At 64.4% G+C, this 15,856-nt stretch carries 9 protein-coding genes and 1 pseudogene; 2 read left to right on the top strand and 8 right to left on the bottom strand.

Going from position 1 to position 15,856, the window contains the following annotated elements; translation table 11 throughout:
- Window positions 1-23 precede the first annotated feature (23 nt).
- The 6 genes from AC3A6F_RS03145 to AC3A6F_RS03120 form a co-directional block, all read right to left on the bottom strand.
- Window positions 24-1,766, bottom strand: a complete 1,743-nt coding sequence (locus AC3A6F_RS03145; protein WP_487678522.1) for an IlvD/Edd family dehydratase — start codon at window positions 1,764-1,766, stop codon at window positions 24-26.
- Window positions 1,767-1,960: 194 nt separating this feature from the next.
- Window positions 1,961-2,842 carry an SMP-30/gluconolactonase/LRE family protein gene (locus tag AC3A6F_RS03140; RefSeq protein WP_487678521.1) on the bottom strand — a complete coding sequence of 294 codons (882 nt, stop codon included), beginning with the start codon at window positions 2,840-2,842 and terminating at the stop codon, window positions 1,961-1,963.
- Entirely contained in the window at window positions 2,839-3,894 is a 1,056-nt protein-coding gene (locus tag AC3A6F_RS03135; RefSeq protein ID WP_487678520.1) for an aldose epimerase family protein, read from the bottom strand. The genes AC3A6F_RS03140 and AC3A6F_RS03135 overlap by 4 nt, the downstream gene beginning before the upstream one ends.
- Before the next feature lie 25 nt (window positions 3,895-3,919).
- Window positions 3,920-4,870: a glycoside hydrolase family 43 protein gene (locus tag AC3A6F_RS03130; protein WP_487678519.1), complete on the bottom strand. Its 951-nt coding sequence runs from the start codon at window positions 4,868-4,870 to the stop codon at window positions 3,920-3,922.
- 21 nt (window positions 4,871-4,891) lie between these two features.
- Window positions 4,892-6,244, bottom strand: coding sequence for an MFS transporter (locus AC3A6F_RS03125; protein ID WP_487678518.1), 1,353 nt, complete (start codon window positions 6,242-6,244; stop codon window positions 4,892-4,894).
- 12 nt (window positions 6,245-6,256) lie between these two features.
- Complete coding sequence (locus AC3A6F_RS03120; protein WP_487678517.1) at window positions 6,257-8,950, bottom strand: TonB-dependent receptor; 2,694 nt, start codon at window positions 8,948-8,950, stop codon at window positions 6,257-6,259.
- Window positions 8,951-9,564: 614 nt separating this feature from the next.
- Between AC3A6F_RS03120 and AC3A6F_RS03115 the strand changes: the two genes are divergently transcribed.
- Complete coding sequence (locus AC3A6F_RS03115) at window positions 9,565-10,599, top strand: porin (protein ID WP_487678516.1); 1,035 nt, start codon at window positions 9,565-9,567, stop codon at window positions 10,597-10,599.
- A 100-nt stretch (window positions 10,600-10,699) separates the two neighbouring features.
- Here the strand turns inward: AC3A6F_RS03115 and AC3A6F_RS03110 are convergent, their stop codons facing one another.
- Entirely contained in the window at window positions 10,700-12,340 is a 1,641-nt protein-coding gene (locus AC3A6F_RS03110) for a methyl-accepting chemotaxis protein (RefSeq protein WP_487678515.1), read from the bottom strand.
- A 249-nt stretch (window positions 12,341-12,589) separates the two neighbouring features.
- Between AC3A6F_RS03110 and AC3A6F_RS03105 the strand changes: the two are divergent.
- Window positions 12,590-13,557, top strand: a pseudogene (locus tag AC3A6F_RS03105) (IS1595 family transposase).
- Window positions 13,558-14,134: 577 nt separating this feature from the next.
- On the opposite strand, the gene AC3A6F_RS03100 reads toward AC3A6F_RS03105, so the two are convergent.
- On the bottom strand, window positions 14,135-15,844 hold the full coding sequence (locus AC3A6F_RS03100; RefSeq protein WP_487678514.1) for a methyl-accepting chemotaxis protein: 1,710 nt from the start codon (window positions 15,842-15,844) through the stop codon (window positions 14,135-14,137).
- Window positions 15,845-15,856 lie beyond the last annotated feature (12 nt).

The raw sequence follows: 15,856 nt of genomic DNA, 5'->3' as shown, positions 1-15,856 counted from the left end.
GTGATGGAACGCTTCCCATCGACTCAGTGCGAATGCTTGGGCACCGCCGAGCCGCGGCACCCGACCAGGAAATCGAAATCGCACCCATCATCGGCCTGCATCACATGGTCCAGGTACAGCCGCTGGTAACCGCTATGCTGCACGGGCGCGGCATTCTCGGCCCGATCCGCCAGCCGCGCGCGGATCTGCTCATCGCTCAACTCCACATTGAGCAGGCCCGCATGGCAGTCGAGCTGGATCATGTCGCCATCCTGCACGATGCCCAGCGGACCGCCGTCCATCGCCTCCGGCGCCACGTGCAGCACCACGGTGCCGTAGGCCGTGCCGCTCATGCGCGCATCCGAGATGCGCACCATGTCGGTGATGCCCTTGGCCAGCAGCTTGGGCGGCAGGCCCATATTGCCCACTTCGGCCATGCCGGGATAGCCCTTCGGTCCGCAGTTCTTCATCAGCAGCACGCAGTTCTCGTCCACGTCCAGGTCGGGATCGAGGATGCGCTCCTTGTAGTGGTCGAAGTCCTCGAACACTACCGCGCGGCCGCGATGCCGCATCAGGTGCGGCGATGCCGCCGACGGTTTCAGCACCGCGCCGCGCGGCGCCAGGTTGCCGCGCAAGATGCAGATGCCGCCGTCCGCGATCAGCGGATTGTCCAGCTGGCGGACCACCTCGTCGTTGTAGATCGGCGCATCGACGCAGTTCTCCCACAGCGACTTGCCATTGACCGTCAATGCATCCTTGTTCGGAATCAGGCCGCCCTCGCCCAGGCGCCGGATCACCGCCGGCAGGCCGCCGGCGTAGTAGAACTCTTCCATCAGGTAGCGGCCCGACGGCAGCAGGTCGACCACGGTCGGGGTGCCCTTGCCGATCCGGGTCCAGTCCTCGAGTTCGAGCGGCACGCCGACGCGGCCGGCGATCGCCTTCAGGTGGATCACGGCATTGGTCGAACCGCCGATCGCCGCGTTCACGCGAATCGCATTTTCGAAATTCTCGCGCTTGAGGATCTTCGAGATGCGCAGGTCTTCGTGCACCATCTCGACGATGCGGATGCCCGACATATGGGCCAGCACGTAGCGCCGCGCGTCCACGGCGGGAATGGCTGCATTGTGCGGCAGCGACGTGCCTAGCGCCTCGGCCATGCAGGCCATCGTGGATGCCGTGCCCATGGTGTTGCAGGTGCCGGCCGAGCGCGAGTGCCCCGCTTCGGCCGACAGGAATTCGTGCATCGTGATGGCGCCGGCCTTGGCTTGCTCGTGCAGCTGCCAGACGGCGGTGCCCGACCCGATGTCCTTGCCGTTCAGTTTACCGTTGAGCATCGGGCCGCCGGTGACGACGATGGTGGGCAGGTCGACGCTGGCCGCGCCCATGAGCAGGGCCGGCGTGGTCTTGTCGCAGCCGACCAGCAGCACCACGGCGTCCATCGGATTGCCGCGGATGGACTCCTCGACGTCCATCGACGCCAGGTTACGGGTCAGCATGGCGGTCGGCCGCAGATTCGATTCGCCGTTCGAGAACACGGGGAATTCGACCGGGAAGCCGCCGGCTTCCAGGATGCCGCGCTTGACGTGTTCGGCCAGCTTGCGGAAATGGGCGTTGCAGGGAGTGAGTTCGGACCAGGTATTGCAGATGCCGATGATTGGTTTACCCTGGAATTCGTGGTCGGGAATGCCCTGGTTCTTCATCCAGCTGCGGTACATGAAGCCGTTCTTGTCTTGCGTGCCGAACCACGCCGCCGAGCGCAGCGGCGTCTTTTTCTTTTCCCCGGACATGCAGTTCTCCTGTCGATTCTTTACTGGGCGAGGCGTCGAGCCCTGGCCCTTGTCTCCTGATTACTGAGAGTAATGGTAAAGATCAGCCAGATAACTTTCCAATCACATTTTTGGCGACATCGATACCGTTTTTGGTATCGATAAGCGCATTGGATCGGTAGGAAGGGGGCGGCGCAGGCCGCCCGAAGTGCAGGTCAACGGTGAAGAAAGCGCGCCTCGGGCAGGCCGCGCACCTCCAGGGGCAGCTGGAATACCGCGCCAGACAGCGGCGCCGCATCCCGGTCGCCCGCCGTCATGCCCACGTGGGCGCTGGTGACGAACAGGGTCGATAGATCTGACCCGCCGAATGCCGGGCAGCTCGGCTGCGGCGCGGCCAGCGACACCACCCGATCGAGCCTGCCGCTTGGTGCGAAGCGCATCACCTGCCCCGCGCCCCAGCGCGTGCTCCACAGATAGCCCTCGGCATCGACCGTGGAGCCATCCGGCTCGCCCGGCGCGGCATCCGCCGCGACGAAGGTGTGGACGCGCCCGACCTCTGCGCTGCAGGGGTTGTAGTCGGCGTACAGGATGGCCCTCTCTTGCGAGTCGGCGAAATACATGCGCCGGCCGTCGGGGCTGAAGCAGATGCTGTTGGCGATTGCCGCATGCGGCAGTGGCAGCGACTCCAGCGACAGGTCGAGGTTCAGGCGATAGAAGCCGCCCACCGCGCGCTTCGGATTCTCGTCCTGGTTGAACATGCCGAACACGAAGCGTCCCTGGCGGTCGCAGCGTCCATCGTTCAGGCGCGTCGATGGATTATCCGCTTCGACGTCGACGATGCGCGTGACCTTGCCGCTCGAGAAAGTGAAGAAGGCCAGGCCGGAGGCAAGCCCCAGCAGCAGGCGATCGTCGCTGCCGGTGAGCGCGAAGCAGCACAGGCGCTCGGGCATCTTCCAACTGACGGTGCGCCCGCTGGACGGCGAATGCGACCACAGGGTGGCGGCCGGGATGTCGGTCCACAGCAGCCGGCCCGTGCGCTCGCACCACAGCACGCATTCGCCGAGCTCGTGCCCGGCGTCGAGCAGCACGTCCATCATGCGCCCGGCTCCACCATAAAGCGCCAGCGCGACTCGGTCTGGTACACCTGGCCCGGACGCAGGATCACGTTCGGGAAGTGCGGCTGGTTCGGCGAATCCGGGAAATGCTGCGGCTCCAGGCAGAAGCCGCTGCGGTGCTGGTAAGTCTTGCCCTTGCCCGAGAGCGAGCCGTCGAGGAAGTTCCCGCTGTAGAACTGCACGCCCGGCTCCTCGGTCCACAATTCCAGCACGCGCCCCGATGCCGGATCGTACGCGCGCGCCGCGCGGCTCAGTGCCTTCTCCTGTGGCTTGTTGAGCGCGAAGTTGTGGTCGTAGCCGCCGCCATGGCGCAACTGCTTGTCCGGCTGGCCGATGCGCTCGCCGATCGCGCGCGGCAGGCGGAAGTCGAACGGCGTGCCCGTCACCGGCGTCAGTTCGCCGGTAGGGATCGATTCGGCATCGATGGCCACGAAACTGTCGGCCTCGATGCACAGCACATGGCCGAGGATGTCGCCGTCGCCGGCCAGGTTGAAGTAGCTGTGCTGGGTCAGGTTGACCGGCGTCGCCTTGTCGGTGACGGCGTGGAAGGACACCACCAGCTCGTTATCGTCGTTGAGCGTGTAGGTGACGGTCGCATCGAGATTGCCGGGATAGCCCATCTCGCCATCGACGCTGCGATATTGCAGGCGCAGGCTGGCGCCGATGACCGTGGCCTCCCATTTGACGCGGTCGAAGCCATCCGGCCCGCCGTGCAGATGGTTGCTGCCGTTATTGACGGGCAGCTTCACCTCGTTTCCGTCGAGCGTTAAGCGTCCGTGCCGGATGCGGTTGCCGTAGCGGCCGATCAGCGCGCCAATATATGGGCTGTCCGTCCTGTAGGGCTCAAGCGAATTGAAACCCAGCACCACGTCGGCGAAGTTGCCGTCGCGGTCGGGCGCATGCAGCTCGGTGATGACGCCGCCATAGTCGATGATCTTCGCCACCATGCCTTTGGCATTGGTCAGCGTGAACTGGGTGATGGCCCTGCCGTCGGGCAGCTGGCCGAATGGCGCTTGCGTGATACCGGTTTGCACGTTGTTCGAATCCTCAATCAACACATCAATAAGTGGAAGGACGGCCGAACACCGGCATGCCTTGCTCATCCCAGCGCAGCGGTTTCACGAAGGTGTGGCGGTCCGGATTCCAGAGCGGATCGCCGACGATCTCGGTATAGGTGCGCGCGTGGTAGACCAGCATGACGGTGTCGTCGTCTTCGGCATAGGTGAAGCTGTTGTGGCCCGGGCCATAGACGCCGTGATCGTAGCACGACCGCAAAACAGGCTGCGCCGACTTGGTCCACGACCCTGGGTCGAGCAGGTCGGCATCCTCGTCGGCCCACAGCAGGCCCATCGCGTAATTATGGTCGGTGGCGCTGGCCGAATAGCTGATGAAGATCTTGCCGTTGCGGCGCAACACCGACGGCCCCTCGTTGACCCAAAAGCCGATGGTTTCCCAATCGTGCTCCGGCTTGCTGAGCAGGACCGGCTCCCCCTCGATCTGCCACGGCGTCTTCATCGGCGCGATGTACAGGTTCGAATTGCCCTCGATCTCGACGTCCTTCTGCGCCCACAGGTAGTACAGCCGGCCCTTGTGGGTGAAGGTGGTGGCGTCCAGGCAGAAGCTGTCGATGCCGGTATCGACCTGTCCCATGAATTCCCATTCCCCTTCCAGTGGATTGGCATTGGTGTTGCGGATCGCGTACATGCGATGCTGGAACAGCTGGTGCCTGATCTCGCGGCTGGGGGCGGCGGCGAAGTAGACGTACCAGGCGCCCTCGTTGAAGTGCAGCTCGGGCGCCCACACCAGTTCGGAGTACGGGCCGGTGTCGGGTTTGATCCAGGCGTCGACCGTCGGCGCGCTCGCCAGGCCATCGATGGTGGTGGCGCGGCGCAGTTCGATGCGGTCGTAGAGTGGGACCGAGGCAGTGAAATAGTAATAGCCGTCGCCGTGCTTGTAGATATGGGGATCGGCGCGTTGCTCGATCAGGGGTGTCAGGATCGTCTCTGGCATAGTCGTTTCTCGATTGTTGGTTCAGGTGGTGGCGTAACCCTGGGCGCGCATGTCTTCCTTGACGGTGCTGTAATAGTCGTCGCTGATCCGGTACTTGAACATCAGGAGCCCCATCAGGAAGTGGAAGAAGCCGGGGATCACCGACAGCATCAGCGCGATGCCCTGCAGCGCCAGCGCCGATTGTTCCTGGTTCGGCTGATACTGGAAGACGTCGAGCAGCACCCCGACCAGGCCGCCGGCGATGGCCATGCCGGCCTTCTGGCACACCGAGATGCCGCCGAAGGCGAAGCCCGAGACGCGCTTGCCGGTCTTGACCTGGCCATAGTCGATGGTCTCGGCAATCGCCGACCAGAACACCGGCGCATGCAGGTCGACCACCAGCGACAGCAGGAAGTACAGCGCGAAGGCCAGCACCAGGTCGCCGGGCTGCACCAGGAAGTAGAGCATCAGGCTGAGCACCGCGACCATGATCTGCGAATTGCGAAACAGCTTGACCTTGCAATAGAACTTGGTGGTCCAGGTGGACACCACCATGGCCAGGATCGCCGCCGCCACGCCGGCCGAGAGAAATGCCGACACGGTGGCGGTATCGCCGTGCAAATAGTACTTGGCGTAGTAGATCGCCACCGAGCCGCGGATCACGTAGCCGATGGTGCCGGTCACGCACACGGCGCACAGGATCAGCCACTGGTCGTTCTGCATCAGCACCCTTACCTGCTCCGTCAAAGGCTGCTTCTCGACCTTGTGCACCACGCGCTCGGTGGTGGTGAAGAAGCAGAACGCAAAGAGAAGTACGCCGACGGCCGCCATCACCGCCATCGCGGCCTGGTAGCCGGCCGCCGGATCGGCGCCGCCCCATTCATTGGCCAGGAGCGGCACCACGATCGTCACCATGAAGGCGCCGATCTTGGCAAAGAACAGGCGGTAGCCATTGGCCGACAGGCGCTGCTGCGGGTCGGACGTCAGGCCGCTGATCAGCGAGATATAGGGGATGCCCACGCCGGCCGTCATCAAGGTCATCAGGATGTAGCTGGCGTAGGCCCAGACCAGTTTCGCGTCATAGCCCCAATCCGGTGTACTGAATACCAGGAACACCGACAGGCCATAGGGCAGCGCGAGCAGCAGCAGCCAGGGGCGGTAGCGCCCCCAGCGCGTCAGCACCGCGTCGTTGACCTGCCCCATCGCCAGGTCGGCCAGCGCCCCCACGACTTTCACCACGATGAACAGCGCCGCCAGGTCGGCCGTGCGCAGGCCGTAGATGTCGGTATAGAAGAAGGTGATGATCAACATCATCGACGAGATCACCACATTGAGCGCCATGTCGCCGGCGCCGAAACCGACTTTTTCGAGGGTCGAGAGCTTTTGCGTGTGCACGTTCATCGCCCTTTAGTTACGCCACCTGAGCGCCAGCCCCACCACCCGGTCATAGCGGCGCACGTCGCGCGGCAACTGCGGCACGCTGTGGTAGTCGTGGTAGGCCTGGTCCAGCAGGTTGCTGCCGTCCAGCGTCAGGGTCAGGCTGTCGGTCAGCTTGTACGACACCGACGCGTCCAGGGTCTTGAGCGGATCGACGACGATGTTGTAGGGCAGCGCGCGGTAGTTGTACTCGGCGGTGAACTTGTCGCGCCAGCTGTAGGCCAGGCGCGCCGACCACTTGCCATACTCGTACAGGGCGACCACATTGGCCGACAGCTTCGACATGCCGGCGAAGGTATTGATGGTGCCGTCCGCCTCGGCCAGGCCGCCATCCATCCAGGTCACGTTGGCCTGCATGCCCAGCCCGCCGAGCCAGCCCGGAAGCTGGGTATAGAACTGCTGGTAGGCCAGCTCGGCGCCCTTCAGCTTGCCCTCGACCGCGTTATACGGGCGGCTGACGTTATAGGTGTCGCCATCGTGCACCTCGGGCCTCGCGCTGCGGCGCAGGTAGTTGTCGTAGTCGTGCTGGAACAGCGTGCCGGTGATCGAGCCGGCCGGCGCGAAATACCATTCCAGGGCCAGGTCGACGTTACGCGCCTCTTGCGGCTTGAGGTTCGGGTTGCCGGCGGTGCCGGTGGCCAGGGTCGTCGTGGTCGACGGGAATAGCGCCAGGCCCGGATTGAAGTCGGCGAACGGTGCGCGCTCGATCGCCTTGCTGGCCGACAGGCGGCCGATCAGGTCCTGGCGAAAGTGGGCCCGCATCGACAGGCTCGGAAGCACGTCGCTGGTGGTGGACGAGACCGTGGTTGGCGACACCACGCCCTCGAGCGCCGAGAAGCCACTGATGCGCTGCTTCGTCTTCACGTAGCGCAGGCCGGCGGTGCCGTCGATCGGCAGCGACCAGGCGTCGAATCCGAAATTGGCTTTCAGGTAGACGGCGCTGGTCTTTTCGCGGTCGGCATAGAACGACTGCGGATTGTCCGGGCGCGGATCGCGATCGCCGCGGATCGCCTGGCGGATGTCGCCGGTGTGATCCAGCAGGTAATCCATGCACGGCGCGTAGAACTGGTTCATGCCGTAGTTGCCGCCGGTCTTGGGACTGGTGCAGTTCAGGCCCGGGAAGTCGGTCACCTTGACGGCATTCGGCGACCACAGGTTGGGAGCCGGCGAGTGGCCATTGAGCTCGTGCACGAAGGTGGCGTCGCGCTCGGCATAGCGCAGGCCGGCGCTCAGTTCCCTGAAGAAGCCGTCGTTCTCCGGCGTCCAGGCCACATCGCCGCGCCAGTCGTTGGCGGCGCCGCGCGAGCGGTTGTGGTTGTCGAACAGGGCGAACATGGTCCAGTTGGCGGGGTCCGTCATATTGGTGCCCGGGTAGTCGAGGTAGCCGCCGCCGTCGCGTACCTCGGCGTGGATGGCCTTGGAGCGGTCCATCACGGTGTCCAGGATCGGGTTCTTCATGCCGTGCTTGCTGATCGTGCGAACCAGCTCGGTGCTCACGCGCACGCCGGGCATCGCCTTCCAGATCGCGCCGAGCGCCGCCTGGTGGGTCTCGGCGACCTCGCGCCGCGCCTGGGTCGAACTCAGGGTGAAGGTATTCACGTCCGGGTGGCTGATCGACCCCAGGTAGTTCGAGCCGGGCATGGTGGTGACCGTCGATCCCGGGTTATTGATCGGCAGGTCGCCCACGAAGAAGATACTCTGCGAATCGTGCTCGATCCTGGTCGAGAAGCTCTCGGCATAGACCTCGAGGTCTTTCGTCGGCCGCCACTGGACCGACAGGTTGCCGGCCAGGCGTTCGCGGTCGCCGCCCGTCATCACCCGGCCCATCGACGGCGCGCCGATCACGCCGCTGTCGAGGGTGCGCGGCTCGCCGACGAAGGCGGTTTCGTCGTGGTAGCGGCCGCGCTGGTAGGACAGGCCGCCCAGCACCCCGATCTCGCCGATGCCGGTCTTCCAGCGGTTCGACAGCAGGCCCGAGACGTTGGGGTCGACCTTGTCGGCCTTGTCGCGGTGCTCGCCGCGCACATTGAAGGCGGCCTGGGAACCCTTGAAGTCGAACGGACGGTTGGTGCGCACGTCGATCACGCCCGAGGTGCCGCCTTCGACCATGTCGGCGCCCTGCGATTTATAGACATCCACCCGCTGCAGCATCGCCACCGGCACGTCGGCCAGAAACAGGCTGCGGCCGGCGGCGGTGAACATCTCGCGGCCGTTGTACAGGGTGACGATGCCGCCCAGGCCGCGAATGACGACGTTGCCGGCTTCGCCGTTCTGGCGGATCACCTGAACGCCAGGCACCCGGCCCAGGATCTCGGCCACGTTCTTGTCGGGGAATTTGCCGATGTCGTCGGCGACGATGGAGTCGAGCAGCTGCTCGGCATTGCGCTTGATGGCCTGGGCGCTCTGGGCGGCCTGGCGGGTGCCGGTGACGGTCACCACGGCGCTGCGATCGTCCAAGGCGTTGTTGCCCGCGTTCGACGGCGCGCTCGCGCTGGTGTCGGCGGGGGCGGTTTCCTGGGCGCCCGCAGTGGCGGCGCTCAACAGACCGGCGCCCGCAAGGGCGGCAACCGTGGCGCGCAGCGTGTGCACGCTGGAGCAGCGGCGGGAAGAGCGAGAGGCGGGGGAAAGTACGGGCGTGACGAAGCCCGGTGCATACCGTTTCATATGTCTCCTTTGTCGTTATATGCCGTTATCCGGCTGTATTTATGTGCTGCTCGACAATGATGGTAGGCGGCGCCTCGAGAACGTTCCAATCAATTTTTCTGGCGCTCCGATACCGATTTATGTATCGAGGCGCCTGTCAAGTCCCGGGCGTAAAAACGCGTCGGCGTGCCTGGCGGCGATGCACCGCTGCGGTGCAAAAAACGCATATGCATAGTGCAATGCCGACTATGGGGACCATCGATTTATGTCCGGCAACAGCGAAGAGTGTGTCCAGGCGCGCATCGCCGGCCGCTCCCGCGCTCGCCCATCACGCATGGACTCGCACCGTTATTGCGCACTGCAACAGATGTCAAGAGCGAATATGTGGCGTTATTGCAACGCAATAAGTTAACTTTAAGCAATAATTCAGGAGTGCCGTTTGCGCCTTTACGCATCTCCCGGAAACCCCGCCAGGACAGGGTTCTCCTATGAAAACGCTGTCACACAGAGGCGATTTGCGCTTGTCAATTGGGAGTTTCGACCGCGTTCCGATTGGACGTCGACCGATGACAAATGTCCGTCTGGCATGTCATCATAAATAGGCTATTTCACAAACATACACTGGAGAGACATCCATGAAGCACAAAATTCTTGCCATCGCCCTCGTGTCGGCACTGCCACTGGTCGCCCAAGCACAAACCAGCGTCACCATGTACGGCCTGATCGACGCGTCGATCGGCGTCGAAAACACCGACGCGCCTGGCGAAAGCAGCCGCACCGTCGTGTCGTCGGGCACCCAGTCGGCAAGCCGCATCGGCTTCCGCGGTACCGAAGACCTGGGCAATGGCCTGAAAGCACTGTTCAACATCGAGGCAGCTGTTGCCGCCGATACCGGCGCGACCAACTCGCGCGTGTTCGACCGCCGCGCCGTCGTCGGCCTGCAAGGCGCGTTCGGCACCGTGACCGTCGGCCGTGAATACGGCCCGATCGCCGCCGTCGCCAGCGCCTCGGACACCCTGGGCCAGGGCTTCTACGGTTCGAACCTGGCAGCCTTCGGCGGTAACCGCCTGACCCGCCGCCTGGACAACTCGGTCAACTACCAGAGCAACGCCCTGAACGGCTTCACCCTGCGCGCAGCCTACGGCGCGGGCGAGCGTAACGAAACCGACCTGCAAGACACCGGCGACATCACCGGCGTGGCGCTGGAATACGCGAACGCGGGCTTCTACATCGGCGCTGGTTACCAGAACCGTGAAGACCTGCCATCGGGCGACAGCAAGGAATACAACCTGGGCCTGGGCTACAAGTTCGGCAACTTCGAAGTGCGCGGCGGCTACATGGCAGCCGATCCTGAATTCGTCAACCGCATCGACAACAAGTACGAGCAGATGAACGCCGGCGTGTCGTACGGCTTCGGCGCCAGCCGCGTCTACCTGAACTACCAGCAGCAAGAGCAGGAACTGGGCGATGCTGAAGGCAAGGCAGTCACCCTGGCCTACACCTACACCCTGTCGAAGCGCACCAACGTGTACGCTTCGTACGCCAAGCTGCGCAACAACAGCACCGGCGTGTTCACGCTGGCCGGTTCGGGCAACGCAATCGCCCTGCCTGCAACCGCCTTCGGCGCGGACCCACAGGTCTACAACGTCGGCCTGCGTCACTCGTTCTAAGCAACGCCGCATCTGGCCGGGTGCTCGTCACCCGGTACGAAGCGCAAAGAAAAACGGCAAGCCTTGCGGCTTGCCGTTTTTCTTTGGCCGTTCGATTTGTCTAGAATGCCGGCGCCGCCGCAGGGCCCGCCACCGCCGGGCGCCTGGATACCGGCGCCCGGACCACGGCCCTTGGCGCCTCGGGGGCCTGGACGGCGGCGATCCGGAATACCGCCACCGCCTGCGCCAGCCTGGCCGCCTGCTCCTGCATCGCATTCGATGCGGCCGCGGTTTCCTCGACCAGGGCCGCGTTCTGCTGCGTACCTTCGTCCATCTGCGCCACCGCGCCGTTGATCTGTTCGATGCCGGCAGTCTGCTCCAGGCTGGCCGCGCTGATCTCGGCCATGATGTCCGTCACGCGGCGCACGCTCTCGACGATCTCCTCCATCGTGGCGCCGGCCTGGGCCACCAGCCGGCTGCCATTGGCCACCTTGTCGCTCGAGTCGCCGATAAGCACCTTGATTTCCTTGGCCGCCGCCGCCGAGCGCTGGGCCAGGTTGCGCACCTCGGTCGCCACCACCGCGAAGCCGCGTCCCTGCTCGCCGGCCCTGGCCGCTTCGACGGCCGCGTTCAGCGCCAGGATATTGGTCTGGAAGGCGATGCCGTCGATGACGCCGATGATGTCGCTGATCTTGCTGGAAGACGCCTGGATCTCGTCCATCGTGTCGACCACCTGGTGGATGACTTCACCGCCACGCGCGGCCACGCCGGACGCCGATTCGGCCAGCTTGTTGGCCTGGCGGGCATTGTCGGCGTTCTGGCGCACGGTCGAGGTCAGCTCTTCCATCGACGACGCGGTTTCTTCCAGCGCGCCCGCCTGCTGCTCGGTGCGGCTCGACAGATCCAGGCTGCCGGCGGCGACCTGCTCGGCCGCCACCGCGATGGTGTCGGTGCCGGCGCGCACGGCGCCGACGGTGCGCGCCAGGCTTTCGTTCATGGTCTTCAGGGCCTGCAGCAGCTGGCCAGTCTCGTCGCGGGTGGTGACGTCGATGCGGCTGGTGAGGTCGCCAGCGGCAACAGTATTGGCCACGTCCAGCGCACGCCCGAGCGGGCGCGTGATCGAGCGCGTGATCAAGAAGGCGATGCCTGCGGCCAGCGCCAGCGCGAACAGGCCCAGGCCCCAGGTCTGGCGGATGGTGCTGCCGTAGGTCGCGGCCGCATCCTGCGCCGCCGCCGCGCTGAACTGCTTTTGCAGCGCCAGCTCGGCGCCGGTGGCTTCCTTCAGGATGCCCAGGCGCGGACGCAGCTCATTGAGCAGATAGGCCCTGGCCTGCGCATCCTCGCCCGCCTGGATCAATTTGATCAGCTGGTCGGCGCCGGCCAGGTAGCTGGCGCTGGCCGTTTCCATGCGGCGCAGGATGCCGATCGATTCGGCATGCGCCATCAGGGTCGGCTCGATCTCGGCCAGGGTCGCAGTCATCACCTTGCGCGCATCCTCGATCGCCTGGACCTGACGCTGGCGGTCGGCGGGATCGTCGTTGAGCATCATATTGCGGACGGCGATGGCGATGATGCTGATCTGGGCCTCGACCCGGTTGCTCATCTCGATGGCCGGGATGCGGTGTTCGACGATCTCCCTGGTGCCGTTGTTCAGGCGCAGGATGGAGGCGTTGCTCAGGGCGCTGATCAGCACCAGCATCAGGCTGACGGCGCCGAAACCCAGGGCCAGGCGCTTGCCGATACTCAGGTTTGCTAATTTCATGGTCGTTCTCCTCGTTTCCGTTCTGATAATAGATATTGCAAATCGGAAATGAGAGTAAGTTCTAGTTCGAACTATGACGATGTGTGCACGCTAACAAAACGGGAGTATTGGCCTGAGCGTCATGTTTTTTGGACGATATGCAAGGTTTTGACAATAGATAAGGCGCTGTCATCGTTAGATATGGATGAGCATTGAACTACTGAGCTGATCTGCGGTCCAATCCCGGTCGCCATCGATCGGGAGCGCGCCATGAAAGCGCCGAGGTTCGCCAAGCTGGTCGCCCAACTACCGCTACTGAACCAGCCGCAGCGTCAACAGATGCTTGCCGCCCTGCATCCGGCAGCCGGACTCGACCGGGTGGTCGCCCTCATTGGCGAAATCCGGTCAAAGGGGCGCTGTTGCCCGGATTGCGCCTGCGAGCGTTGCCACCGCCATGGCCAGGCCAACGACCTGCAACGCTTTCGCTGCTGCGCGTGCGGCCGCACCTTCAACGACCTCACCGGCACGCCGCTGGCGCGCATCAGGCACAAGGGCAAGTGGCTCGATTATCTCGACACGGTGCTCGATTCACGCACAGTCCGCTCTGCGGCCAAGCATGTCGGCGTGCACCCCAACACCACGTTTCGCTGGCGCCATCGCTTTCTCGACCGGGTCAAGGACGACCGGCCCGAGCGCCTGGTCGGCATCGTCGAGGCCGACGAAATGTTCCTGCTCGAATCGCAGAAGGGTTCACGCAAGCTCGATCGCAAGCCCCGCAAGCATGGCGCCAGGGCGGCCCTGCGTGGGATTTCGCATCACCTCGACTGCATCCTGGTAGCGCGCGACCGCAGCGGCCAGACCGTCGACGCCGTCACCGGACGCGGCGCCCTGAAGGTGGCCCAACTGGTCAGGCACTTGCTGCCGAAACTCGATCCCCAGGCGCTATTGGTCACCGACGCCAACGCGGCCTATCCCGCCTTTGCCCGTGCTCATGGCATTGCGCACCAGGCCGTCAATCTCAGCGCCGGCGAACGCGTCCGCAATGGCGTCGAAGCGCCATCCATGTGCAGAACGTGAACGCCTACCATCGGCGCTTCAAGGAATGGCTGGCACGCTTTCATGGTGTGGCGTCACGCTGGCTCCCCAACTATCTGGGCTGGCATTGGGCGCTCGATGGCGGCCGAGTCACTTCTGTCGAACAATTTCTGCGTCTTGCATTCGGGGTCATCAACAGGTAACGATGACAGCGCCATAGATAATGTCAAAGATAAAAAAAAGACGGCAAGCTAAGCTTGCCGTCAGACGCTCAGTTCCTCGAGTTCAGAACTCTTCCCATTCTGCTATCACGGATGTGAGCATATGCTCAGCGTCCCTTCCTGCCCCGAACCGTCCTGTTGACCGTGTTCGTATCTGACAGGCGTAAATTTCCCGCCTCCTGCCGACAAATATCGGCAGCAGTGTCTGACGTTACCGCCAGACTCGCCACGGGTAGCGCCGTTGTCGCTGCAAGAGCGTCGGTGGCGGGCCTTGTTGCATATACCAACTCGGCACTGATCGCATACCATGCACCCAACATCTCCGAGCTCTGTTGCTTGGTTTTCGCGGTAAAGATGAGTCATCCGATGGCGTGCGTCATTGCCACTATACTTAGCATCAGACACCGGTGATAGGGCTGGAGTTCCGCCATCTGGCGTCCCTGCGGGTGATGCGCCTGCAGATTCGGTTGTTGTAAACGGAAAGCGAGCTTTTGATGGATCGAAGCCCACGATCGAAAAAGGCAGGCCGCAGCCTGCCGAGGTGATTACGCTCTGAAAATTAAAACTCTTCCCAGTCGCCCGCAGCCGCCGTGACTTTCGATCGTGCCGCAGCCGGGCGCGTGGCAGGTTTGGAGCTGCTCGCCACCAGCACCGGGCGCACTGGGGCCGGAACCGCGGCCCGCACCACGTCCACCGAAGCGGTCGACGCCGCCAGCATCTGCTCGCCGTCGATCCGGAACACCGACACCGCCTGTGCCAGCCTGGTCGACTGCTCGCGCAGCGCCGCCGCAGCGGCCGCCGCTTCCTCGACCAGGGCCGCATTCTGCTGCGTGCCTTCGTCCATCTGCGCCACCGCCACGTTGATCTGCTCGATGCCCTCGGTCTGCTCCAGGCTGGCCGAGCTGATCTCGCCCATGATGTCCGTCACGCGGCGCACGCTGTCGACGATCTCCACCATGGTGGCGCCGGCTTCGGCCACCAGGCGGCTGCCATCGGCCACCTTGCCGCTCGAGTCGCCGATCAGACCCTTGATTTCCTTGGCCGCCGCCGCCGAACGCTGGGCCAGGTTGCGCACCTCGCTCGCCACCACGGCAAAGCCCCTGCCCTGCTCGCCGGCCCGCGCCGCTTCCACCGCCGCGTTCAGCGCCAGGATATTGGTCTGGAAGGCGATGCCGTCGATGACGCCGATAATGTCGGTGATCTTGCTCGACGAAGCATTGATCGCGTCCATCGTGCCCACCACCTGCGCAATCACAGCGCCGCCGCGCGCCGCCACGTTCGATGCGACGTCGGCCAGCACATTGGCCTGGCGCGCATTGTCGGCGTTCTGGCGCACGGTCGAGGTCAGCTCTTCCATCGAGGACGCCGCTTCTTCCAGTGCAGAGGCCTGCTGTTCGGTGCGGCTCGACAAGTCCTGGCTGCCCACCGCCACCTGGCCGGCGGCCACGGCGATGGTATCGGTGCCCACGCGCACGGTGCCGACGGTGCGCGCCAGGCTCTCGTTCATGGTCTTGAGGGCCTGCAGCAGCTGGCCCGTCTCGTCGCGGCTGGTGACCTCGATGCGGCTGGTGAGGTCGCCGGCGGCGACGGTATTGGCCACGTCCAGCGCACGGCCCAGGGGCTGTGTGATCGAGCGGGTAATCCACCAGGCCACCAGGGCCGCCAGCACCAGGGCGCCACCGCCCAGCCCCCACATCAGCAGGCTGGTGCTGCGGTAGGTGGCTTCGGCCTCGAGCGCCGCCTGGTTGGCGATCTCGTTCTGCAGCGCGATCTGTTCGCCCGTCGCTTGCTTGAGCCGCCGCAACAGCGGACGCAGGTCGTCCGACAGCAGCGCGTGCGCCGCCTCCACGTCGCCGGCGGCGATGTGCTTGATCATCGCATCCTGGCCCGTCTTGTACAGCGTCGCTTCCTTGCTCATCTGTGCGAGCAGTTCGACCGCTTTCGGGTTGGCCAGCGCATCGTTCATCTGGACCAGGATGTCGTCGATCGCCTTACGCGACGTCATGAGGGCGTCCACCTGGCGCGCATGGTCGGCCGCGTCGCGGCTCAACAGCATATTGCGCAGTGCGATCGCGATGTCGTTGACCTCGGCCTGCATCTGGTTGGTCAGCGCGATGCGCGGCATGCGGCCGTGGACGATCTCGTCGGTGCCGGCATTGATCCGGCCCAGCATCGCATTGCTCATCACGATCATCACCACCAGCATGGCGCAGATCACGCCATAGCCCAGGGCGAGCCGTTTTCCGATATTCAGGTTTGCGAGTTTCATGTCGGTTTCTCT

Source organism: Massilia sp. Soil_C_3, assembly GCF_057657035.1.
This window is presented reverse-complemented; position numbering and strand designations above follow the sequence as displayed.

Excerpts from the sequence above, each read along its gene's own strand:
- AC3A6F_RS03145 (WP_487678522.1), bottom strand. The coding sequence starts at position 1,766 with ATGTCCGGGGAAAAGAAAAAGACGCCGCTGCGCTCGGCGGCGTGGTTC.
- AC3A6F_RS03140 (WP_487678521.1), bottom strand. The coding sequence starts at position 2,842 with ATGATGGACGTGCTGCTCGACGCCGGGCACGAGCTCGGCGAATGCGTG.
- AC3A6F_RS03130 (WP_487678519.1), bottom strand. The coding sequence starts at position 4,870 with ATGCCAGAGACGATCCTGACACCCCTGATCGAGCAACGCGCCGATCCC.
- AC3A6F_RS03120 (WP_487678517.1), bottom strand. The coding sequence starts at position 8,950 with ATGAAACGGTATGCACCGGGCTTCGTCACGCCCGTACTTTCCCCCGCC.
- AC3A6F_RS03115 (WP_487678516.1), top strand. The coding sequence starts at position 9,565 with ATGAAGCACAAAATTCTTGCCATCGCCCTCGTGTCGGCACTGCCACTG.
- AC3A6F_RS03110 (WP_487678515.1), bottom strand. The coding sequence starts at position 12,340 with ATGAAATTAGCAAACCTGAGTATCGGCAAGCGCCTGGCCCTGGGTTTC.
- AC3A6F_RS03100 (WP_487678514.1), bottom strand. The coding sequence starts at position 15,844 with ATGAAACTCGCAAACCTGAATATCGGAAAACGGCTCGCCCTGGGCTAT.